The sequence below is a fragment of the Nakamurella panacisegetis genome, from assembly GCF_900104535.1.
In the GTDB taxonomy this organism is placed as follows: Bacteria; Actinomycetota; Actinomycetes; order Mycobacteriales; family Nakamurellaceae; genus Nakamurella; species Nakamurella panacisegetis.
This window is the reverse complement of the sequence record NZ_LT629710.1, coordinates 3,834,376-3,855,166: the sequence shown is the minus strand read 5'-3', so window position 1 is coordinate 3,855,166 and position 20,791 is coordinate 3,834,376. Positions and strand designations below refer to the sequence as shown.

The window sequence follows — 20,791 nt, the reverse complement described above, 5'->3', positions numbered from 1 at the left end:
GCGCGCGCCAGCCCGTCGGCGATCGTCCGTATCCCTTCCAGGGTCGCCCAGCGCCCCGCACCGACCAGAGCGATTCACTTCGCGCAAGACCCTTTCATTTAGATAAGAACAATCGGGGCCTACGCATCACCATGATCGCGAACCCACTGGCTCCATGATCTTGTTTCTTGCAGCACCGAACGAGGGGCCCGCTCCGACTGGGCAGGCGCTGCGGGGTGTGAACTGGGTAAGAGAGTCGCCCGGGGTGAGCATCGTGCTCCACCATGGATAGATGGCCCACCGACTGCTGCTAGCCGACGACGATCGCGCGATCCGGGAGTCGCTGGAACGCGCCCTGGAGTTGGAGGGCTATGCGGTCGTTAGCGTTGCCGACGGGGTCGAAGCGCTGTCCGCTGTTCGCCGAGAAACCCCGGACCTAGTCATCCTCGACGTGATGATGCCAGGGATAGACGGTCTGGGTGTCTGCCGAGTGATCCGCGCCGACGGGCTGCGGGTACCGGTGCTGATGCTCACGGCCCGGGTCGAATTGGACGCTCGGGTTGCCGGACTGGACGCCGGCGCCGACGACTACCTGGCCAAGCCGTTCGAGCTCGACGAGCTCCTGGCCCGGTTACGTGCGCTATTGCGGCGAGCGCCGACCGAACCGTCCACTCCGGCGGGCCAGTTAGTCCTGGGTGGTCTGCGGATCGACACCGACAGCCGACGGGTGTGGTGGCACAGTCACCAGCTGGACCTGTCAAAGACCGAATTCGATCTCCTGGAGCTGCTGGGCCGCAACGCAGGCGTCGTGCTCACCCACTCGGCGATCTACGATCGAATCTGGGGCTATGACTTCGGCCCCGATTCAAAGAACCTGGCCGTGTACATCAGTTATCTGCGTCGCAAGTTCGACATCGCCGGGGCGCCGGCCCTGATCCGCACCGTCCGCGGCGTGGGGTACAGCCTCAACGGATCGGGCGCACGATGACGTTGCGGCAGAAATTCGTCGCTGCTTTCGCCGCCGTCGCCGCAGTCGTGGCCGTGACGATCGGCTGGGTCGCCTACGGCACCACCGAACATGCGCTGCACAACGAGATCAACGTGTCGTTGGTGTCGGCGGTCAGCACGCTGGCGGCGGGCGGGTCACTGTCGAGCATCTCGCTCGAGGGCACCCAGGGGGCGCCAGGGGACCAACAACACCATGGAGACGGACCGAGCACGATGTCCGAAACCGCACAGTCGGTGAGTGTCACCGGTGCCGTGACGCACCTGTCCGGAGTGACCGTGGCGTTGCCCGTGAGCCCGCGCGCCTTGCAAATCGCCCAAGGTTCGACGGCAGGACTGCGCACCATCGACCAGGTCGTCGTGGGGAACACCACCTACCAGGTGCTCACCCAGTCGCTCGGCGGCACCAAAGGCGCCGTGCAGGTGGGGCGGGACCTGAACGAGGCCGCCCGGGTGCTGCGGAACCTGGCCGTCGTCACCGTGCTGGTCGCTCTAGCGGTCCTGCTGGTGGCCGGCGCGGCCGGGTGGTGGCTGGCCCGCCGGCTCACCCGCCGCCTCACGGCACTGACCAGCATGGCCGAAACGGTCGGCCAGCACGGGAGCCTGGACGTCGCATTCGCCATGCCCGGTCGGGATGAAGTCGGCCGGCTCAGCTCGTCGCTGCAATCCATGGTCGGCGAGCTGTCGAGGTCGAAGCAGGCGCAACAGCGACTCGTGCAGAACGCCGGCCATGAGCTGCGCACTCCGCTGACCAGCCTGCGCACCAACGTCAGCGTGCTGCGGCGCCTCGCCGAGCTATCCCCCAACTCACGGCAACGGCTGCTCGATGACGTGGACGGCGAGACCAGGGAACTGACCAACCTAGTCAACGAACTGGTGGAGTTGGCGATGGACCGCCGCGACACCGAAACGGCCGGCCCGATCAACCTGACCGCCCTGGCCAAGAAAGTGGCTGCGATGTTCGAACACCGCAGCAAACGGCCGATTCTGGTCCACGCCGACACCGATACCGAGGCCGAGGCCGAGGCCCACGTCATGATCATCGGTCGCCCGAGAGCGTTGGAGAGGGCCATCTCCAACCTGTTGGATAACGCCCTCAAGTTCGATACCGGAGGCGGCCCCGTCGACCTTCGCATCACCGGTGACCGCATCGAGGTGTCCGACCGCGGACCGGGAATCTCCTTGCCCGACGCGACCAGGATTTTCGACCGTTTCTACCGGGCCGACACTGCCCGCAGCATGCCCGGATCCGGTCTAGGACTGGCCATCGTCGCCGAGGTGGCCGCCGCCCACGGCGGCGCGAGCTACGCGCAACCTCGACCCGGCGGCGGCGCGCGGATCGGTTTCACCCTGGGCGCAGAAACGTTCTTACCAAACTCCAACCCGCAACCAGCGATCACTTAGGACCGCCACGGCATCGTCAACCCCATGCCCGAAACGACGGTTGACCAGCGCACCGCAGCCACTGCTGCAGCCACCGTCGAGCCGGCACCATCCCGTGGCACGGTGGGTCGCCGGATCGCCGTCGGCGTCTTCGTGCCGGCGACTCTCGTCATCTACCTGGTGACCGCCGCACCGACGCTCACCGCCGGGGTGGGCAGCCTGGCCAGCGCCTCACTGATGTGGCTGCTAGCAGGGCTCACCGCCACTCTCGGTTCAATGCTCGCCTTCGCCGCACTGCGCACCCGCACCCTGGCCGTTGGTGGCTCCCGCGTGCGGTTGCGGCGAACCCTGGCGGTCAGCTACGGAGCCGGCGCCGTGCACACCACATTGCCGGCCGGGGCCGTTTTCTCCACCGCCTACGCCTACCGTCACCTTCGGGCCTGGGGCGCCTCGACATCGGCGACGACATGGTCCATGGCCATCACCGGCCTGCTATCGACGCTGACCCTCAGTGGGATCGGAGTACTGGGTCTCGCGCTCACCGCCGGCACCGGCGGGTCCATCGCCATCCCGATCCTGGAGATCGCACTGGGCCTGGCGACGGCGATCGCCCTGGTTCAGACTGCACACCACCCCGCCCACATCGTCCGATGGGCCCACCGGGGTTTGGTCGGCATCAACCGGCTCCGCCGCAAGCCCGTCCAGACGGGCGCCGCGCGGCTGTCGGAGATCGTCGCCGATCTGCGGGTCATCCGACCATCGGCCCGGGACTGGCTGGCCGCCGCGATGCTGGCGTTGGCGAACTGGGCCATGGACCTGGCCTGCCTTGCTGCGTGCTGCGCAGCGGTCGGCATCCACATCACCTTCCCCGCGCTGCTTCTCACCTACACGGCCGGCATGGCCGCCGGTAGTCTCCTGCCACTGCCGGCCGGACTGGGCGCCGTCGAGACGGCGATGACTCTGGGCATCACCATGGCCGGCGCCGCCGCCGCACCCGCATTGGCCGCGGTCCTTCTGTACCGGCTGCTGTCCACCGGAAGCGTCGTCGTCCTCGGGTGGCTGATCGTCGCCGCCCAGCAGGTCCACACCGGGCCCGATGACTCGGCCCACCGCACCACCTGATCTTCGCAGGGACGCGCAACCAAACCCATGCTCGGACGCGCCTCGCCCTCACCTTGCCTCACCCCCGATCCCGCACCCCCACCGACTCACCACAGACAGGCAATCACCTTGATCCAAGCCCAATCGCTGACCAAGACCTATGGCCAGAAGACCGTGGTCGACCGATTGAACTTCACTGTCCGTCCCGGAATTGTCACCGGATTTCTGGGACCAAACGGCGCGGGCAAGTCCACCACCATGCGGATGATCCTCGGCCTGGACCGTCCCACCGGCGGACTGGTCACCGTCAACGGCAAGCTGTATGCGGATCTGCCCGCCCCTCTACACGAAGTGGGCGCACTACTGGAAGCCCGCTCCGTACACACCGGACGATCCGCCTACCACCACCTGCTCGCGCTGGCCAAGACCCACGGCATCACCACCTCCCGGGTCCAGCAGGTCATCGACCTCGTCGGGCTCAGCGACGTCGCCCGCAAGCGGGCCGGCGCGTTCTCCCTGGGCATGGGTCAGCGCCTAGGCATCGCGTCGGCCCTACTCGGCGACCCCGGCACCCTCATCCTGGACGAGCCGGTCAACGGATTGGACCCCGACGGGATTCTCTGGATCCGCAACCTGCTCAAGAACTTGGCGGCCGAGGGCCGCACGGTGCTGGTCTCCAGCCACCTGATGAGCGAGATGGCCCAAACCGCGGACCATCTCATCGTCATCGGCAAGGGCAAGCTCATCGCGGACCTACCCATCGCGGAGCTGATCGCATCCTCGTCGCGGGCCAGCGTCCTGGTTCGCACCCCCCGAACATCCGACCTGCAGCGCCTTATCACCACCGCCGGCTACACAGCCGCCGATCACGAAGGACGGCTACAGGTCACCGGGCTCACCGCGCAACAGATCGGCGACCTCGCGCTGGCCAACCACATCGCCCTCCACGAACTGACCCCGCAGCAAGCCTCTCTGGAAGAGGCATTCATGGCCCTGACCAGCGAATCCGTCGAATACCACGGCGGCACCACCCTCGGCGAGAAGAGCGCAGCATGACCACCACCCACGACCAACCCACGCGCGCGCCGCAACGCTATACACCCCAGGCGAATCCGGCGCCTGTCACCCTTCCCCGGGTGCTCAGTTCCGAATGGGTCAAGCTCCGCTCGCTGCGATCCAGCTGGATCACCATGATCCTGGCCGTCGCGGGCCTGGTCGTCGTCGCCATCGCCGGCGGCATCCTGACCAACCAGGACTGGTCCCACATGCGCCCCCGCGAACTCGCCCGCTTCGAACCCATCGGCCAGTCACTCACCGGCATCAACTTCTCTCAACTTGCCATCGGCGTCCTCGGAGTTCTTTTCATCACCGGCGAATACGGCACCGGCATGATCCGATCGTCGCTGGCCGCAGCACCCAGACGGCTACCCGTGCTGTGGGCCAAGGCCATCCTGTTCGCGACCGTGACCTTCGTCCTCATGGAACTCTCGGCCTTCCTCGCCTTCCTGACCGGCCAGGCCGCCCTGGCCAGCCACGGCACCACCCTGGCCGCGGCCGGAGCGCTGCGGGCGACGGTCGGAACCGGCCTGTACCTCACCGTGGTGGCCCTGCTCGGCGTCGGCCTGGGCTTCATCATCCGGTCGACCGCCGGCGGCATCGCCGCCCTGTTCGGCCTTCTCCTCGTCCTACCCGGGATACTGGCGATCCTGCCGCAGACCTGGCAGGACAACATCGGCCCCTACCTGCCAAGCAACGCCGGAGCTGCGATCTACACGGTGAAGCCGGACACCACGAGTCTGTCCCCCTGGACCGGCTTCGCCGTCTTCTGCCTCTACGCCGCAGTCGCGCTCGGCGTTGCTGCCCTGGTGCTCAAGCGGCGCGACGCCTGACCGGAGGGCACGCATTGCGGTGAACGAGATCGGTGCAGGAAGCGCTTGACCTACGCCGCCCTCCCAGCGCCGACCCTCAGTCAGCGACACCGGGACACCGACGCGAGCCTCGCCGCCGAGTCCGGCGTCAGCAGGATGTCCTATTGAAGACGGCGCCCGCCCGCCCGTGCGAGCGTGCGTGCGTGCAGCGCGAACACGATGTTGGACGCCGCCGGGATACCCCGATGACTGTCAGCGCGATGGCAGACGTCGGGGTCGCTGGACACCTTCCCGCATCGGGCGGGGCCCACGCATCAGGAGGTCGGTGTGATCATTCCGCTAGGTACTCATACGTGCGGCGGCGAACGCGCCGAGCAGGGCGTCTTCCAAGGGCCGCCGCGTGGTGGCTGGCGGTGCTGATCCGGCCTGCGTCGGCGGTGGCCCAGCTGCAGCAACCGCGGACCCTACGACGGCGGCTTTGGCTCAGCCAACGCCGCGTAGGAGGACTGAGGGGCCCGGGAAGCGCTCGCAGTTGCGGTCCCTCGCCGGCAGCGCGACCGCCAGAGTTGCATTGGGTGAAGATGATCTTCAGCGCCTGCGTTGGCTGTCACTTTGCCCCCCGGCCCGGCGGCTTGCGCCGGGACATGGCAGCCACCTGGCGGCGGCGATGGCCCTGCTCGCCCGCGACCGCAAGCCGCGCAACCGATCTCCGCGCCCGCGGTCGCCATTGGGCTGAGTTACGTTTCAGGACTCAGGTGCACGTTTACTGCACGTTTTCAAACCATCAGAAGGTGATTTGCGGTGATGGGTGGTGACCGTAGATTTCGGGTCGCCATGAGTCACCCCGGCATGTCCGGACACTCCTCTTGTTAGGAAAGATGGAGTCATGGCGAGTACGTCGAAGCGGTGCCCGGCCGAGTTGAAGGACCGGGCGGTGCGGATGGTGGCGGAGATCCGGTCCGATCATGGGTCGGAGTGGGCGGCGGTGGAGTCGGTCGCGGCGAAGTTGGGGATCGGGACTGCGCAGACGGTGCAGAACTGGGTCCGCCGCGCCGAGGTCGATGCCGGCAAACGGCCGGGGGTGTCCTCCGAGGCGGCGGAGGAGCTGCGGAAGTTGCGGGCGGAGAACCGAGAGTTGAAGCGGGCCAACGAGATATTGAGTCGGCGTCAACTTTTTTCGCGGCGGAGCTCGACCGCCGACAGAAGTGATCATCAGCTACATCGATCAGCACAAGGCGGAATACGGCGTCGGGACGATCTGCCGGGTGCTCACCGAGCACGGCTGCAAGATCGCGTCGTCCACCTACTACGACCGCACCCACCAGCAGCCCTCCGCCCGCGCTGTCCGGGACGAGGCGCTGTCCGCGCAGGTCAGTGCGGTGCATGCGGAGAACTACGGCGTCTACGGGGCGCGGAAGGTCTGGTTGACGCTGAACCGGGAAGGCACCGCGGTGGCCCGGTGCACGGTGGAGCGGCTGATGCGCCGGCTCGGTCTGGTCGGGGCTCGTCGGGGCAAGGTCAAACGCACCACCATCGCCGACCCGCAAGCGCAACGGGCCAGTGATCTGGTGGATCGTCATTTCGACCCGGAGGCGCCAGATCGCCTATGGGTGGCCGACTTCACGTATGTTTCGACGTGGTCCGGGTGGGTGTACGTGGCGTTCGTGATCGATGCCTACTCCCGTCGGATCGTGGGGTGGCGATCGGCGACCACGATGACCGCGCAACTCGTCCTGGACGCCATCGAGCACGCGATCTGGACCCGGCAACGTGAAGGGGTGCAGGACCTTTCGGGGCTGATTCACCACAACGACCGCGGATCTCAATATACGTCTGTGGCGTTCACCGAGCGGCTGGCCGACGCCGGCATCGACGCCTCCGTTGGTCGCACCGGGGATAGTTTCGACAATGCTCTGGCCGAGACGATCAACGGGCTCTACAAGACCGAGCTGATCAAGCCCCGCGGCCCGGGCGGACCGTCGAGCAGGTCGAAGTCGCCACCCTGGAATGGGTCGACTGGTTCAACCACCGCCGCCTGTACGAGCACAACGGCGACCTCCCACCGGTCGAACTCGAGCAGGCCCACTACGCTCAAATCAGAGCCCAGCAAACCGCTGCGCTCTCAAACCCGTAGGTGTCCGGACATGCCGGGGTGGTTCATTCCCGAGCGGCGTCCACATTCGCCAAAACCAAACCACGTGTATTCGAAGTGCAGCAACCGACCGACGACCTCCATCAAGCCGCCGTCCCAGCCATCGGAACGGGAGCCATCCGCGCCCCCTACGCAAGGTTGGATCGCCGGTGTCCCACCGTGCCTGCATTTGTCGCAGCGGACAGTCGCGACGACTACTTGGCCGGCTGGGTCGCCGGCCAAGCCGCCGCGCAGCTCGACGGGCCGTTGCCCGATGAACTCGCGCGAGACGTCGTTTCTATCCTCGAGATATCCATCTCGCCGACCACCGGTCAGGCAGCGCTGCAGCACCAGAGCACCTCGGTCACTGTCGTACGCGCGGGCTGACGCTTAATCGGTCAGCCACCGGCCCACGGCCGGGCTGCGCGTCGATCCGCTCAATGACCCGCGCCAGCAGCCGACGTCGTTGGCCAAGATCCATGTCCGGCCAGCGGCTGGCAAGGTCCGCCTGCAAGATCACCGGCAGATCATCGATCTGAACGGCATCCAGACGACCCTCGAGCTTGTCAATGCGAGCCTGAACCTCCGCCAGCAGCCCCACCAGCACACTGACCATCGCGCCCTTGTATTCCCGGCTGCCCTGCTGGCTCAACAAGGCGTCACGCTCCGCGCGGGCCGTGTCCAGGTCGGTAACCAGCCCGTTGTTGGGGTTGCTGGCCTGCCGGGCAGCCGCAGCCTCGGCGCGGGCCTTGGCCAGCCGCTCGTCGGACAGATACGCGAAAAGCCAGCCCTCCACGAAAGCCTCGGCCCTATCCGCTTGCACGGCAACGGCCTTGGCGCATGTGCCGGCACCATTGCGGAGGTTGGCGTGGCACCGATACACATACGTGCGCACGTTCGACCCGTCAGCGTGCTTGTAGTTCTTCTGGTGACCATAGAGCCGGTTGCCGCACTGACAGAACATCAGCCCTGTCAGGAGCCATTCGTGCGACCCCCACGGCCTTCGCGTCTGCGACGTCGAGGCTGCCTGAAGTGCGCGCAACATTCGCATCCAAGTCAGCCGGTCACACACCGGCTCTTGCCCGATCACCGGCTCCCCAGACTGGTCACGTGCAATATGATTGAGCAGATCGATCTGGACGCCGCGTTGATGCTCGGGCACCTGCCGCATCCGATAACCGACCATCCGCGGCGAGATAAGCGCTCGATACACACTGGCCTCGTACATCGGCATCCCGGCCGCGGTCGTGATCCCGAACTCGTCCATCCAGTGACGGGACACGCTCATTAGGCCCGAGCCCGCCAGCACCATCGGCACTGCAGCCTGCAGCGCCGCGAACTCCACAGGGTGGGGCACCAAGCGCACCCCGCTACGGCCCAATGCGTCGGTCTCTCGGTGACCAGGCATCCACCCAAACGGGCGTCTCCCGCCGTGGTGAAAGCCCGCTTCAGCGGCGTGGGCCTTGGCAGCGCGCTGGCGCTCGCTCATCGTGTCCGTCTCGACCTCGGCCAATAGTGCTTTGATTCCAGTAATGAGCTTTGCTCCAGCGGTTGCTGTGTTCAGCTCATCGGAGGCGTCCTGGTGCGACACCAGTGTCACGCCGCGCGTCTGGCATTGCCCGATCCACTCGATACACCGCGAGGCGACCCGATTGGTGCGGTCAAGTTTCCAAAATGCCACTGCAGTTACTCGACCGGCGTCGATGTCGACGTTCAATGCATGCCAGCCCTTGCGGGTCCGCACTGCGGAAGCGCTCGCGGAGTCATTGTCGACGTACTCACCCATGACCGTCCAGCCCCCCTCGGCGGCCAACTTGCGGGTCAGGTCGATCCGCTGCCGTTCGATCGCGTCCTGGCCGTCCTTGTGGTACTTGGACAGACGCAGGTACAGGCAGATCGGCCTACTCCCCGCATTCACGGTCGCTCGGTCATAGCCCCGGAAAGCTGGATACGACACCGTCCGGATCAATCGCCCCGGCCGGCGCAGAAACGACCGCTCCTCCCCGGTCTCCGGGTCTGTCGTCACACCTTCGACCGTGCCATCCGACAACTGGTTCGTCATGGGTGTACTTTACATCGCTCGACTCGTCGAGGAACAGCACACCCCGGTGGGCCAGGCTGGCACTGCCGGGACGGATGAACGACGAACCGCCGCCGATCAGCGCGGCCAGAGACGCCGAGTGATGCGGTGCGACGAACGGCGGCCGGGTGATCAACGGCCCGTCGTCATCGAGTTGCCCAGCCACCGAGTGCACCGCCGTGACCTCCAGCGCCGACTCCTGATCCAACCTCGGAAGCAGACCCGGCAACCGGCCGGCCAACATCGTCTTGCCCGCCCCCGGCGGTCCGATCATCGCCAGGTGGTGACCGCCCGCCGCCGCCAACTCCAACGCCGCCCTGGCCTCCGGCTGCCCCAACACATCGACCATGTCGGCCATCGGCGGAAGCTCCGGCTCGACACCAGGCCGCGGCAACTGCAACCGATCCGGCTCCCCGTTGAAGTAGCCGATCAGATCGGCCAGGCAACTCACGCCACGCACCTGCACGCCACCGGCCAGCACCGCCTCGGCGAGGTTCGGCGCCGGCACGATCGCCGCCGCCCGACCCGCCGCCTTCGTGGCCAGCAAACTCGGCAACGTCCCTCTGGTCGGCAACACCCGCCCGTCCAAGCCCAGTTCGCCGAGCAGCACCAACTCACCCGGCGCATGGATCGGGATGATCTCCGCCGCCGCCAACACCGCCACCGCCATCGCCAGGTCGAAACCCGCTCCCCGCTTGGGCAATGCCGCCGGCGACAACGCCAATGTGATCCGCTTCTCCGGCCACCGATGACCCGAGTTCACCACCGCCGAACGCACCCGATCCCGCGCCTGCGTCACCGCCACGTCGCCCAACCCGATCACCGTCGTCGCCGGCAACCCATTGGCCAGATCCGCTTCGACCTTCACCAACTCGCCCGACACCCCCGACAGCGCCACCGCCCACGTCGTCGCCAACGCCACACCCATCACCCCCCACAGCCACCCGCACCGAACCAGAACCCATACGACTGCACCGACAATGCCGCGTCCTGCCGCCGGCAACACCGCGGATCGAAAGAATGTGGACAACTCACGGCCTGGGGACAAGCCGTGCCCGTGGACCACGGAGGCGCTGGCGAATTGCTGTGTGGCGGCCTCGGGTCCGGCGCCACCGACAGCCCGGTCCGGGCCCGCCCACGGTCAGAACGCTTGTGGCTAGCGACACCCGTCGCCGGACGACTCACCGACGGTCCGCGGCCTCACCGGCGTCCATTTCGGGGGCCGTCGCCCTGCTCGTCGGCGCCGTCGGAGTCGCCAACATCATGATCATCTCCGTCCTAGAACGCCGAAGCGAGATCGGGCTGCGACGAGCCCTCGGAGCAACCAAAGGCCACATCCGCATCCAATTCCTCGCCGAAGCCATCTTCCTCGCACTCATCGGAGGCGCCGTCGGCGTCGGCCTCGGCGTCCTGTCGACCGCCATCTACGCCTCAACCAAAGGCGGCTGGGCCGTCGTCATACCGACCATCGCCTGGGCCGGCGGCCTCGGCTCCGCGGTCCTCATCGGCGCCGCAGCCGGACTCCTACCCGCCCTACGAGCAGCACGCATGTCACCCACCCAAGCCCTGTGGGCCATCTGAACACGCAACCCCGACACGCTGAGCCCTGGTGGGCCGGCGGGAAAGGTGCCGTGGTGACTACGACGCTTGATGCTGTGAACGCGAGGAAGAAGTCGGACCTGACCGCGCAGGCTGCCGCGGCGGCGGAGCAACGTCCTGGAGCTGTCGCGTCAGGCACGACCGGTCGCTGCGAACAATTCCTCCTCGCCCGCCGCGTCGCCACGGTCTACCCTGACGGAAGAGCCTTACCTTCAGATCGGATTGGACGCAGATGAGCCGTCTATACACGCTGCTGAATGCGGTGCTGCTGATCGGCGGTGTAGCCGCGCTCGCCTTCACAGCGTGGCCACTCGGAATCGTTCTGGTGCTGCTCGGCGGAGCTGGTCTGACCATGGAGATCCGGGCTCGGCGGCCGGCTGTGCATGTCGTGCTCGACAGCGGTCCGGACGCCACCATGCAGAAAGCCCTGGCCCGTGCTTTCACCACGACCAACGCCGCCAATCAGGCACGCTCCGGCATGGAATTCACCGCCGGCCTCTGAGTCACAGCCCAGCGGACGGCGACCGACTCGATGTAGGGGCCATCGGGGCTGGCCAGTATCGGCTCGTCGAACATGGGCTGGCCGGTGATGGCCAGATTGCATGCTTGCGACGGGTACAGCAGGGCCTGCAGTTTCGGCAGATCGATGCTCTCTCCGCCAGCATCGGACTGGGCGACGATGTAGTCGGCCACCTCCAGCGCGGTCGGCGTCGGTCGAGCCTGTCGACCGGATAGGGCGCCGTCGCGGCGGTCTTCACCTCGCTCACCGCAGAATGCACCCGACATGCATGAAGGGTGCGTGGGTGCGGTGCATCGAGCAGCATCGTGCCGCTTGTGCGCCGATGCAACGCGGCATCGCTTGTCGATCATGGACGGCGGTTCGGTGGCTGGTTCATCAGGCGGCCAGCAGCAGGGCCAGCACCGCGGTGTCGGCGTCGTCCATCGGGTCGATGCCGGAGCAGGCCCGCATGGAAGCGACCTGTCCGCTGTGGTCGGCCTCGACCCAGCCGGCGTGGTGCTCCAGGCTGAGGTATGGGATCCCCGGCAGCAGCAGGCATCCGGAGGTGACGTCGGCGTATTCGGGCAGCGAGGGGACGGTGGCGGCTTGAGTCGTCTCCCCCGGCACCGGTCTTCAGGATCTGCCGCCCTCAGCCCGCGCCGCCCGTGTTCATGAGCTCATGCGCCAATTTCCCCTTCATGACGTTGAGAATCCGAAGATCTCGGCTGGATAGGTGATATTTCGCGGCCTGGCCGTAGAGCGTCACCAACTCGTTCAAGAGCTGCCACCGGCTGTCTCCGCCGTCACCCACGTCGTAGACCATTCGCTGCCGAGCCATCTGCATCAGGGCGTCGCCAGCCGTCGCATCCGCGGCCGACAGGCCCGCCAACATATATGCCTCGACGCCTTTCGCGGCGCCGGCCGCAGCAAGCTCCGCCGCCTCCCCAGCCGACGAACTAGCGGCTGAGACCACCGCACCGATTTCGATGCCCCCAGCTGCCGCTCCTGCGTCGGTGCGGTACATCGGCAGGTCACGCGACGGCAGCATCCCACCACTGGGCTTGTGGGGTGCGAAACCCTGCGATGCCGCCCTCAGCATGTCCAGGGTGCTATCGGACTTCGGCGGTGGTGGAAGGCTCAGGGATTGGAAGTACTGGCGTTGTGCCTCGTGGGCCAGCTCCGCCTGCAACACGGCGGGGTTGGGCCGGGTGGCCTGTTCCTGAACATGACGCTCAGCGATCATGGCGTTGTAGGCGGCCGCAAGTGGGAAATGCGGGTCACCAAATGCTGGAGTTACCTGCGGAGGCGGCGTCGACATCTCCCGATGATCCCGTCTGCAGACCCGGTTTGCAGCGTGAAGGGCAGGGTTCACCCGCGTTGCGGGTCTGCGTCGACCAGTCGCCGGTCCTTGCCCGGCAACGCGGCGCGGCGCCGGTAGCTGGCGAAGGCGTACCCGACTTGTTCTGTCGACTCCACGCACTGCCAAGTCCGCAGCTCTACCAGGGGGAACTTCACCGCGGCATCCTCGAAGAACTGTGAGACCCAGGTGATCTCCAGCCGGCCAGCCAGCCCGATGGTTTGGGCGTAAGACCTGCCCGCCACCGACTGCCACCGCGCAATCTGGGCCGGCGAGGGTGATCGGGACGATCTTCTGGTCGATCAGTGTGGTCGTTCACATCGTCCTGGTTGTGGCCGGGATATCGCTTGGCCTCCAGGAGATCTGGTGGCTCACCTTGAGCGTGGCCCTCGTGGTTCAAAGCGGTGTTTCGCTCGTCTGGCACCGCCGAGAGCGCACCGCCGGTCGCTTCGAAGTTGACTGACGCGCCACTGGCGCCCGCTCGATTCGACTGCCGGGACCGCGCCGAGCGGAAGGATGGTCTGGCTGTCCGAAGGACGATTCGGCCCATCCGTGCAGCGCCGGCTCCAGCAATGGGCGTCCTCGGCGTGACTCAGCGCGGCGCGCCCCATTTGTCGGGGCCCTCTCGCGCTGCTGTTCCGGCCCGAGGGCGACCCTTAGGTTTCCCTTACCTATCCATGTCATGCTGGTGGGTATGAACTTGCCGATGACGCTGCTGCTCGGATTGATCGCGGGCGCAACCATCTTGCTGGGCCTGCCGGTCGGTCGGCTGCGACATCCGGCACCCGGGGTGCGGGTCTTACTGACCGCCACTTCCGTCGGCGTGCTCCTGTTCATTTTTTGGGACGTCCTGTCCGCTGCGTGGGCACCGATCGACGCCGCCCTCGGCGCCGTCCACGACGGTCACGGCGGCCTGGGCCCCGTTGCCGGCTACGGCAGCCTCTTCGCCGGTGGTCTGGCCGTGGGTCTTCTTGGCCTGGTGGCCTACGACCGCTACATGGCCCGCGCCGGGCAACGCGGCAAGCGCAGCGGACCGGGTGCCATGGCCCGGTCCGAGCACTCCCCACGCACACAGACGCCCGTGATCGCCGGGTGGTCATCCGGGCAACGATTGTCGCTGCTGATCGCCGTCGGCATCGGACTGCACAACTTCGCCGAAGGCCTCGCCATCGGCCAGGCCGCCGCCAGCGGTGCCATCACCCTGGCCACCGTGCTGGTCATCGGTTTCGCTCTCCACAACGCCACTGAAGGATTCGGCATCGTCGCGCCGCTGACCGCCGACACGGACACCGCCGGCTCCGACGGCCGACCCAGCTGGGGCTTCTTGCTCGGTATGGCCGCCATCGGCGGTGGCCCCACGTTTGTCGGCACCGCCGTCGGACACAGCTTCAGCTCCGAACCGGTCAGCGTCGTCTTCCTGACTTTGGCGGCCGGTTCCATCGCTTACGTCATGGTCCAACTGCTCGGCGTCGCCGCCCGCGCCAAACGCAGTGACCTGGTCGCCTACGGTCTATTGGTCGGCCTTCTGGCGGGTTTCATCACCGACGCCGTCGTCTCGGCCGGCGGGGCGTGAAGTGGCCGTCGCAAACGACCAGTTGCGAGGCGGCTTTGGACGCGTTCGCGAACACCGTCATGACCGTGATCGAAAGACGCGAAACCAGCGCTGACACACCGCCTGTCGCGAAAGGCTTCCACGCCATAGGACTCTGGAGGGCTCAGGCGGTCAACCGCGGATAGTCGGTGTAGCCATCAGCGCCGCCTGCGTAGAAGGTGGTGACGTCCGGCTCGTTCTCCGGGTGGTCGCCGGCCCACCGCTCCACCAGATCGGGATTGGCGATGGCCGCCCGGCCCACGGCCACCACGTCGGCAAGACCCTGGTCGACGAGCTGCTGCGCCTCCTGTCGCGTTGTCATTGCACCGAACCCGGTGTTCAGCATGATCGGGCCGTTGAAACGCGCCGCCAGGTCACGGACCAGTTCGGAATCGGGTTCCCGGTGCAGCACGCTCAGGTAGGCCAGGCCCAACGGAGCCAAGCCCTCCACCAGCGCCCGGTAGGTCGCCGCGACATCCGCCTCGTCGGTCTCGGCGACATCCTGGATGTTGTGGGCCGGAGAGATGCGGATGCCCACCCGCCCGGCGCCGACCTCGGCGGCGACCGCTGCCGTCACCTCGACCACGAACCGCGCGCGCTCGGCGGGCCCACCGCCGTATCCGTCCGTGCGCTGATTGGACGCCGACGAAAGAAATCCGTGCAGCAGGTAGCCGTTTGCCGAGTGCACCTCCACCCCGTCCATGCCCGCGTCGACCGCCCGGCGGGCAGCGTCCACGAACTCCTGCCGCACGATGGACAACTCCGCCGTCGTCAGCGCGTGCGGCACCGGGTAGGGCGCCTTTCCCGTCGGCATGTAAACGTCCCCTTCGATGGCGACGGCGCTGGGGGCCACGATCCGGTCGGTCCCGGTGATGTCCGGGTGGGAGACACGTCTGGCGTGTCCCCGGTGGATGAGGCCGAGTTGATTTAGAGTCCTGTTGCCCCAGGTGAGGGGCAGGAAGGACATGATCGGGATGGCTGGTAGGAAGCGTCATTCGGCGGAGGACATTGTTCGCAAGCTGCGCCGGGCGGATGAGTTGACCGCTGCGGGGAGGACGATGGAAGAGGTCGCCGCGGAGCTGGAGGTGTCGGCGCCGACGTTGTACAACTGGCGCCGGCAGTACGGCGGGTTGGACGGCGACTCCGCGAAAGAACTCAAGGACCTCCGAGAACAGAACAGCCGACTGAAGCGGCTGCTGGCCGAAGCGGAGCTGGAGAAGGACGCCTTGCGGGAGGTGGCCAAGGGAAAATTCTGAGCCCGGCAGTGGCACGCCGCGCGGTGGACATGCTCATCGACACAATGAAGCTGTCACAGCGGTTGGCGTGCAAAGCTGTTGGGCTCAACCGGTCCACCTACCAGCGCCGCCCGATCGCCCAAACCCCCGCGGACCCGGACGCTGACCTGCGGGCCTGGCTGCGCCGCTACGCCACCCAGCACCCGCTGCACGGGTTCCGGCGAGCCTGGGCTGCGTTGCGGCACGACGAGGGCCGGCAGGTGAACAAGAAAAAGGTCCACCGCCTCTGGATGGACGAAGGACTGCAGGTGAGGATCTACCACCCCCGCAAACGCGTCGGCATCAACAGCGTCCCGCAGATCGCGGCGGACGCGCCGAAGGTGGTGTGGGCCATCGACTTCCAATACGACTCGACCGTCGACGGGAAGGCCATCAAGATCGCGTCGATGATCGACGAACACACCCGGCAGTCGATGCTGCACATCGTCGAGCGGTCGATCACCGCCGACCGCCTGGTCACACACCTGCAGCAGGCGTTCGACGAGTGCGGCGGCCCACCCCAGGTGCTGCGCATGGACAACGGCCCCGAGTTCATCTCCGATGCACTGCAGGACTTTTGCCGCAACAAGGTCGGCCTGATCTACATCCCGCCCGGCACGCCCTGGAACAACGGGCACATCGAATCATTCAACAACCGACTCCGAAGGGAATGCCTGAACCGCAACCACTGGACGAACCTCCGAGAAGCCCGAGTGGTCATCGGCGACTTCAAGGAAGACCACAACCATCGGCACCGCCACTCCGCGCTGGGCTACCTCACACCCGCCGAGTACGGTGCCCAGTGCACCCACACCCACCAACCGGTGGGCTGTGAGATCGAACCATCAACCCCAAGGCTCTAGCACTGCCCGGCCCACAAAACGGGGACCTGCCACGTCCGGCATTCATCAGCTGCATCACGACGACTCCGCGTTGCTCGTGGACGGCGCCGGCCACCCGGGCCCAGCCGGCCGCCTGTTCAGCGGTGACAATGCCCGGCTGGCCGGAATAGCCACGTGACTCGGTACTGGGGTACGTCCCCTCGGTGACCAACAGCCCCAGGCCGGCGCGCTGCCCGCCATCGACCACAGCAACCTGGCGCGTCACGCTATTCCAGAGACCGTGGTGGCGCGGGCCACAGCCGGAAGCCAGCAACCTCGGTGCGCCCCAAGCGCCGCCCCGCCGGTCCGCGCGCCGCGAGCGGGTCAGTTGCTCGTGCCATTGGAGTAGAAGGTGATGTTGCTGGGGCCCTGGTACGTCGGCGTGACCGCTGCGCCGACTCCGTTGATGACGTGGTCGATCGTTCCGGCCTGGTTGAGCGAGATGGTGAGAATGTCGTGCATCACGACTCCAGGAGTGTCGGGTACCTCGAAGCCGTTCGCGGAATGCAGTGAGGGGTTGACGTTGGTGTAGATGTAGCTGCCCAGGCCGTAGGCGACGTGGGACCGGACCGAGTCGGCGACTTTGTAGGCGGGGTAGCCGGGCTCGCCCTGGTGGCTCCAGAGGGCCTGGTTCGGTGCGTCGTAAGGCAACTCGTTCTGGAAGAAGATGGTCTCGCCGCGCTGGCCGTTCCACAGGACGTTGTACTTCTGGTAGTGCTCGGCGAACAGACCCGTGGCGGTGACGTCGTCGCCGTTGATCACGACCCCGTTGTCGGCGGTGTTCACGGTCCATCCGACGTCGCTGGCGTTCTGGGCGTGGTCGGCGCGCCAGGACCAGATGTCGTCGAGGATCGTGTGGTCGGCGTTGACGACAAGACCGGTCTCCACCCGACCGACATGGGCGCCGCCGACGCGGAAGAAGACGTCCTGCAGTGCGGTGGGATTCGCCGAACGGGAGGTGTGCAGGCTGCCGTGGCCATCCCTGTGGTGACGCTGATCCCCGACCTGCAGGAGCGCGGACGACTTCTTGACCCCGGCGTCGAAGATCAGCCCCGCCACGTCGATGCCCGGAACATCGGCGGTGGTCATCCCGATGTTGCCGGCGTCCGGTTCGATGGTCGCCAGGCCCAGGCCGAGGACAACGGTGTCAGCACGTTTGACGTCGATAGCGCGATCCGTGTGGTAGACGCCCGGTGTCAGCAGCAGGTTCTTGCCCCGGGCCAGTGCCGAGTTGATCTTCGAGGTCGAGTCCCCGGGCTGGGCCACGAAGAAGCTGCTCAGCGGGAGGGAGCGACCAGGGGTCTGGCCGGATTGCCACGTGGTGCCCCTGGAATTCGTCTGGGCCGAGGGGACGAAGACCCGGTAATGCCCGTCCGCGTCCAGGTACAGGTACGGCTTCTCCTTGGAAACCGGGGTCGTGGCCAGGGTCGTGTAGGGGTCTGCGTTCGAGCCGTCAGCCTTCTTCGTACCGAAGCTCTGGGCCGGGGCGCCGAGGTCACCGGAGAACACCTGATTCCAGACGCCGTTGCTCCACCCGCCCATGGCGCTATTACGCACGTAGAACTGCTGTTGGCTGCCGTTGACGGGCGTGTCGCTGCCGAAGGAGGAGTCGGCCACGAAGCCCCCACTGGCGTAGTTCGGCCCGGTGCAGTAGTCCATGAACGTGGTGTGGCCGGTGATGTCCACCCGCCGCACGGGCGAGGCCTGGGACACGGCCCAGAACTCGGTGTTGGCGTAGCACCCGTTGGTGCTGTGATTGCCACCTGGACCGGTGACCGCCAGATGCAGGTTGGCAAGGGAACGCCAGAAGTTGTCCAGCGCCCCAGAGCCGTCACCCTGGTTGTAGACGTCGATCGAACCGTTGATCGTGACATCGTCGGGGTTGAGGCCGAGCCCGGCGACCTCGGTGTAGAAGCCGACCTGGAAGTTGAGGGGCTGGGCCACGCTGCCGTAAGTCCCTGGCTTGAACAGCAATGCGTAGCGCTGGGTTCCGAACTGGTTCAACATCTGCTGGTCGGCGACCGCGTCGACCGTCGCCTGGATCTGGGCCGTGGACATGCTCGGGTCGAAGACGATGACATTGGGGCCCAATGTCATCGAGCTGGCCGAAGCTGTCGACCCCGCGGGGCTCGGGGTTGCGGAGGCGACGCCCGTCACGCCGGCGGTCGCCAGGGCCACGGAAACCAGACAGATGGCGCCCCGCCCCAGGCTGGACGGCCGGGTCCGGAAGCGGTAAGTAGCCGAATCACGCCCTGATCGCGCAAAGATCACGGACATCTCCAATCGGGAAAGGACTGATCCCCGGAACTGTACGACGGAGGCCGCGGCGGCGCCCGTGGAACTTCCGGTCGGACATCCCGTTCCGGCATCGCCGCCCCGGCCGAGCTGCCAAGCGAAACACGACGGCGTACAACCGATCCCCCCACGGCGTGCGCTTCCGTAGACGGTTCCGCTGTCGTTCACCTCCGCGACCGACAGTCCGGACCAACCGGGGCAGTAGTGACGTTTCAGGCCCCGGCCGGTCACCGCTGACTCTGTGGTGCGTTCTCTTCTGACTGCGGCTACTTGCCCGGTCGTGCGGCTGGTGGAGTGGCCCACACGGTCGCCGTCGGCTTGTCCGCGGTATTTCCCGCGATCTTGACGCCCGGCGCGACGCTGGAGATCCGGACCACCGGGCCATTGCCTCGTGCTGCCTGCTCGGCCGCCGGGGCGGCGGCCGTTGCGTTCGGTTGACCTTCGTTCGGGGTGGGTGCCGGGGCGGTCGCGCCGGCATTGCCGGTCAGCAGGACCAAGGTCAGGCCGGTACCGACGATCAGCGTGGCCGCGCCCGCGGTGATCTTCGCTCGTGTGGTGATCATGTGCATGCTCCCTCATCTTCAACGGCGGGTCTCGCGCTCTGCGCCCGCTGACTACTACACGCGGGTCGGCCCGATCCTGTTGCAGTCGGCCACATGTCAATGGCTAGGAAGCACCGGTGTGCTCGGCGACATGGTGGTGACGGGAGACGGTACGGAGTCTGTCCCGGCAGGAGACGAGGCGGACAGGCGGCTACTGCCGTGCACGGTCGTCAGTGGGGCGAGGGGATGGCTGGCGGACGGCACCGGTCCCGGACTGGCAGGTGGGGTGCTGGGGTTGCTCATCCGCCCGGTCAACGCGACCGCGACCACAAGGATCACCACGGACGCGGCAACCAGTACCGGACCGAGCAGGCGCATCGGATGTCGGTGGCTGCGCATTCCTGCGTCCCGGATATCGGAGATTGTCAGGCTGGAATGCACGCGATCACCCCGGCGCCGCAACATCTCGCGGAGCCGGTCCGGCCTATCGTTCATCTCTGGGCCCCTTCGGGTCGGCGGCTACAGCGGGTGCGACGCTCCGACTGGACGGCCTTGGCCTTTGGGGCGGTTCGCCATCGATGCGCAGCGCGGCTAGTCCACGGCTGATGTGCGCCCGGACGGTTCCTGTTCGGCAGTTGAGGCTTTCGGCAATCTCGGAGTCGGTCAGATCCTGGTAGAACCGCATGATCAACGCGGCGCGTGGTCGAGCGGGCAGAGCTTGCAGCCGTTGCCACAATTCCTCGTCCGGACCGTCGAGCCAAGGATCAACCGGAGTGTCCGGCAGGCGGTCGCCGACTGCATCAATGTGCCTGGTACTCCATCGGCGACGCCAGGAGAGGTGTTCGTTGGTGACGGCGCGACGCGCGTACGCCAGCAAGTTGCCCTCTCCGTCCGAGAGCTGGTCCCAGCGCAGGTAGATCTTGACCAGAACGTCCTGCACCAGATCTTCGCCCTGTGCCGTTGAGCCGGCCAGGAGGGCCGCGTACCGCACGAGTCCGGCCTGTTGGAGCTGAAAGAAGTCGTCGAACGTACCTGCTCGCCCCACTGTGGCGGGCCCTCCCCTCGCAGTGTCATCGACGGTCGCCTAATCCAACCCAACCTCGGCTGAGCATCCGTTCCGTCCCTCTCACGCAGCCGGCGGCCCATCTGTTGCACTCGAGTCCTCCGGGCGGCTCAGCTCCCTCCCGCTGCTTTCTGGTTCAGGAC

The 20,791-nt window shown here is 66.8% G+C and carries 20 protein-coding genes, 3 pseudogenes and 1 other annotated feature; of the genes and pseudogenes, 12 read left to right on the top strand and 11 right to left on the bottom strand.

The annotated features are described in order from the left end of the window. Positions 1 to 271 precede the first annotated feature (271 nt). The 7 genes and pseudogenes from BLS97_RS17360 to BLS97_RS17330 all read left to right on the top strand — a co-directional run bounded on the left by BLS97_RS17360 (position 272) and on the right by BLS97_RS17330 (position 7,854). Entirely contained in the window at positions 272 to 967 is a 696-nt protein-coding gene (locus tag BLS97_RS17360; RefSeq protein WP_090478230.1) for a response regulator transcription factor, read from the top strand. Further along, positions 964 to 2,388: a HAMP domain-containing sensor histidine kinase gene (locus BLS97_RS17355; RefSeq protein WP_090478226.1), complete on the top strand. Its 1,425-nt coding sequence runs from the start codon at positions 964 to 966 to the stop codon at positions 2,386 to 2,388. Before BLS97_RS17360 ends, BLS97_RS17355 begins: the two co-directional genes overlap by 4 nt. Positions 2,389 to 2,412: 24 nt before the next feature. Beyond that, entirely contained in the window at positions 2,413 to 3,489 is a 1,077-nt protein-coding gene (locus BLS97_RS17350; RefSeq protein ID WP_090478222.1) for a lysylphosphatidylglycerol synthase transmembrane domain-containing protein, read from the top strand. A 108-nt stretch (positions 3,490 to 3,597) separates the two neighbouring features. Then, entirely contained in the window at positions 3,598 to 4,524 is a 927-nt protein-coding gene (locus tag BLS97_RS17345; protein WP_090478218.1) for an ABC transporter ATP-binding protein, read from the top strand. Then, on the top strand, positions 4,521 to 5,357 hold the full coding sequence (locus BLS97_RS17340; RefSeq protein WP_090478215.1) for an ABC transporter permease: 837 nt from the start codon (positions 4,521 to 4,523) through the stop codon (positions 5,355 to 5,357). The genes BLS97_RS17345 and BLS97_RS17340 overlap by 4 nt, the downstream gene beginning before the upstream one ends. Positions 5,358 to 6,222: 865 nt before the next feature. Then, positions 6,223 to 7,470, top strand: a pseudogene (locus tag BLS97_RS17335) (IS3 family transposase). Next, positions 6,506 to 6,634 (top strand) — a sequence feature (AL1L pseudoknot). It overlaps the preceding pseudogene by 129 nt. A gap of 177 nt (positions 7,471 to 7,647) precedes the next feature. After that, a complete protein-coding gene (locus BLS97_RS17330; RefSeq protein WP_157695489.1) occupies positions 7,648 to 7,854 on the top strand; it encodes a hypothetical protein in 207 nt (68 codons plus the stop codon). Here the strand turns inward: BLS97_RS17330 and BLS97_RS17325 are convergent. Together BLS97_RS17325 and BLS97_RS23930 are read right to left on the bottom strand one after the other, a co-directional pair. Further along, positions 7,832 to 9,385, bottom strand: a complete 1,554-nt coding sequence (locus BLS97_RS17325; protein ID WP_231988561.1) for a recombinase family protein — start codon at positions 9,383 to 9,385, stop codon at positions 7,832 to 7,834. The two genes, BLS97_RS17330 and BLS97_RS17325, sit on opposite strands and share 23 nt — an antisense overlap. A 10-nt stretch (positions 9,386 to 9,395) precedes the next feature. Further along, entirely contained in the window at positions 9,396 to 10,469 is a 1,074-nt protein-coding gene (locus tag BLS97_RS23930; RefSeq protein ID WP_090482522.1) for an ATP-binding protein, read from the bottom strand. Between the two features lie 296 nt (positions 10,470 to 10,765). Between BLS97_RS23930 and BLS97_RS17315 the strand changes: the two are divergent. Together BLS97_RS17315 and BLS97_RS17310 are read left to right on the top strand one after the other, a co-directional pair. After that, positions 10,766 to 11,128: pseudogene (locus BLS97_RS17315) on the top strand (ABC transporter permease); the annotation flags it as partial. Positions 11,129 to 11,378: 250 nt separating this feature from the next. After that, complete coding sequence (locus tag BLS97_RS17310) at positions 11,379 to 11,648, top strand: hypothetical protein (protein WP_090478199.1); 270 nt, start codon at positions 11,379 to 11,381, stop codon at positions 11,646 to 11,648. On the opposite strand, the gene BLS97_RS17305 is transcribed toward BLS97_RS17310, so the two are convergent. The 4 genes and pseudogenes from BLS97_RS17305 to BLS97_RS17290 form a co-directional block, all read right to left on the bottom strand. Continuing rightward, positions 11,609 to 11,839, bottom strand: a complete 231-nt coding sequence (locus tag BLS97_RS17305; protein ID WP_090478195.1) for a Panacea domain-containing protein — start codon at positions 11,837 to 11,839, stop codon at positions 11,609 to 11,611. The genes BLS97_RS17310 and BLS97_RS17305 overlap by 40 nt on opposite strands. 202 nt (positions 11,840 to 12,041) lie before the next feature. Next, positions 12,042 to 12,269, bottom strand: a pseudogene (locus BLS97_RS17300) (peptidase); the annotation flags it as partial. 25 nt (positions 12,270 to 12,294) lie between these two features. Beyond that, positions 12,295 to 12,963 (bottom strand): hypothetical protein, encoded by a 669-nt coding sequence (locus BLS97_RS17295; protein WP_157695488.1) that lies wholly within the window; start codon positions 12,961 to 12,963, stop codon positions 12,295 to 12,297. 50 nt (positions 12,964 to 13,013) lie between these two features. Continuing rightward, a complete protein-coding gene (locus BLS97_RS17290; protein ID WP_090478184.1) occupies positions 13,014 to 13,247 on the bottom strand; it encodes a dihydrofolate reductase family protein in 234 nt (77 codons plus the stop codon). Positions 13,248 to 13,279: 32 nt separating this feature from the next. Here BLS97_RS17290 and BLS97_RS23925 point away from each other — a divergent pair, with 32 nt between their 5' ends. Further along, entirely contained in the window at positions 13,280 to 13,465 is a 186-nt protein-coding gene (locus BLS97_RS23925) for a hypothetical protein (RefSeq protein WP_090478179.1), read from the top strand. 231 nt (positions 13,466 to 13,696) lie between these two features. Further along, positions 13,697 to 14,575, top strand: coding sequence for a ZIP family metal transporter (locus BLS97_RS17280; RefSeq protein ID WP_090482519.1), 879 nt, complete (start codon positions 13,697 to 13,699; stop codon positions 14,573 to 14,575). A gap of 142 nt (positions 14,576 to 14,717) precedes the next feature. On the opposite strand, the gene BLS97_RS17275 is transcribed toward BLS97_RS17280, so the two are convergent. Further along, on the bottom strand, positions 14,718 to 15,560 hold the full coding sequence (locus BLS97_RS17275; protein ID WP_090478174.1) for an oxidoreductase: 843 nt from the start codon (positions 15,558 to 15,560) through the stop codon (positions 14,718 to 14,720). A 7-nt stretch (positions 15,561 to 15,567) separates the two neighbouring features. Between BLS97_RS17275 and BLS97_RS17270 the strand changes: the two genes are divergently transcribed. After that, a protein-coding gene (locus BLS97_RS17270; protein WP_090482516.1) for an IS3 family transposase occupies positions 15,568 to 16,730 on the top strand; the annotation gives its coding sequence in 2 pieces (ribosomal slippage) (positions 15,568 to 15,835 and positions 15,835 to 16,730; 1,164 coding nt in all). Here BLS97_RS17270 and BLS97_RS24550 read toward each other — a convergent pair. The 4 genes from BLS97_RS24550 to BLS97_RS17245 form a co-directional block, all read right to left on the bottom strand. Beyond that, positions 16,645 to 16,956, bottom strand: coding sequence for an oxidoreductase (locus BLS97_RS24550; protein WP_407938063.1), 312 nt, complete (start codon positions 16,954 to 16,956; stop codon positions 16,645 to 16,647). The two genes, BLS97_RS17270 and BLS97_RS24550, sit on opposite strands and share 86 nt — an antisense overlap. A 116-nt stretch (positions 16,957 to 17,072) precedes the next feature. Further along, complete coding sequence (locus tag BLS97_RS17260; protein ID WP_157695487.1) at positions 17,073 to 18,845, bottom strand: pectate lyase family protein; 1,773 nt, start codon at positions 18,843 to 18,845, stop codon at positions 17,073 to 17,075. A gap of 464 nt (positions 18,846 to 19,309) precedes the next feature. Then, on the bottom strand, positions 19,310 to 19,606 hold the full coding sequence (locus BLS97_RS17250) for a hypothetical protein (RefSeq protein WP_090478162.1): 297 nt from the start codon (positions 19,604 to 19,606) through the stop codon (positions 19,310 to 19,312). Positions 19,607 to 20,069: 463 nt separating this feature from the next. Further along, positions 20,070 to 20,630, bottom strand: a complete 561-nt coding sequence (locus BLS97_RS17245; RefSeq protein ID WP_090478158.1) for a SigE family RNA polymerase sigma factor — start codon at positions 20,628 to 20,630, stop codon at positions 20,070 to 20,072. Positions 20,631 to 20,791: the final 161 nt, after the last annotated feature.

Bases quoted from the DNA above. Each gene is read 5' to 3' on its own strand.
- BLS97_RS17360 (WP_090478230.1), top strand. From the start codon at position 272: ATGGCCCACCGACTGCTGCTAGCCGACGACGATCGCGCGATCCGGGAG.
- BLS97_RS17355 (WP_090478226.1), top strand. From the start codon at position 964: ATGACGTTGCGGCAGAAATTCGTCGCTGCTTTCGCCGCCGTCGCCGCA.
- BLS97_RS17350 (WP_090478222.1), top strand. From the start codon at position 2,413: ATGCCCGAAACGACGGTTGACCAGCGCACCGCAGCCACTGCTGCAGCC.
- BLS97_RS17340 (WP_090478215.1), top strand. From the start codon at position 4,521: ATGACCACCACCCACGACCAACCCACGCGCGCGCCGCAACGCTATACA.
- BLS97_RS17310 (WP_090478199.1), top strand. From the start codon at position 11,379: ATGAGCCGTCTATACACGCTGCTGAATGCGGTGCTGCTGATCGGCGGT.
- BLS97_RS17295 (WP_157695488.1), bottom strand. From the start codon at position 12,963: ATGTCGACGCCGCCTCCGCAGGTAACTCCAGCATTTGGTGACCCGCAT.
- BLS97_RS17280 (WP_090482519.1), top strand. From the start codon at position 13,697: ATGAACTTGCCGATGACGCTGCTGCTCGGATTGATCGCGGGCGCAACC.
- BLS97_RS17275 (WP_090478174.1), bottom strand. From the start codon at position 15,560: ATGTCCTTCCTGCCCCTCACCTGGGGCAACAGGACTCTAAATCAACTC.
- BLS97_RS17260 (WP_157695487.1), bottom strand. From the start codon at position 18,845: ATGACATTGGGCCCCAATGTCATCGTCTTCGACCCGAGCATGTCCACG.
- BLS97_RS17250 (WP_090478162.1), bottom strand. From the start codon at position 19,606: ATGATCACCACACGAGCGAAGATCACCGCGGGCGCGGCCACGCTGATC.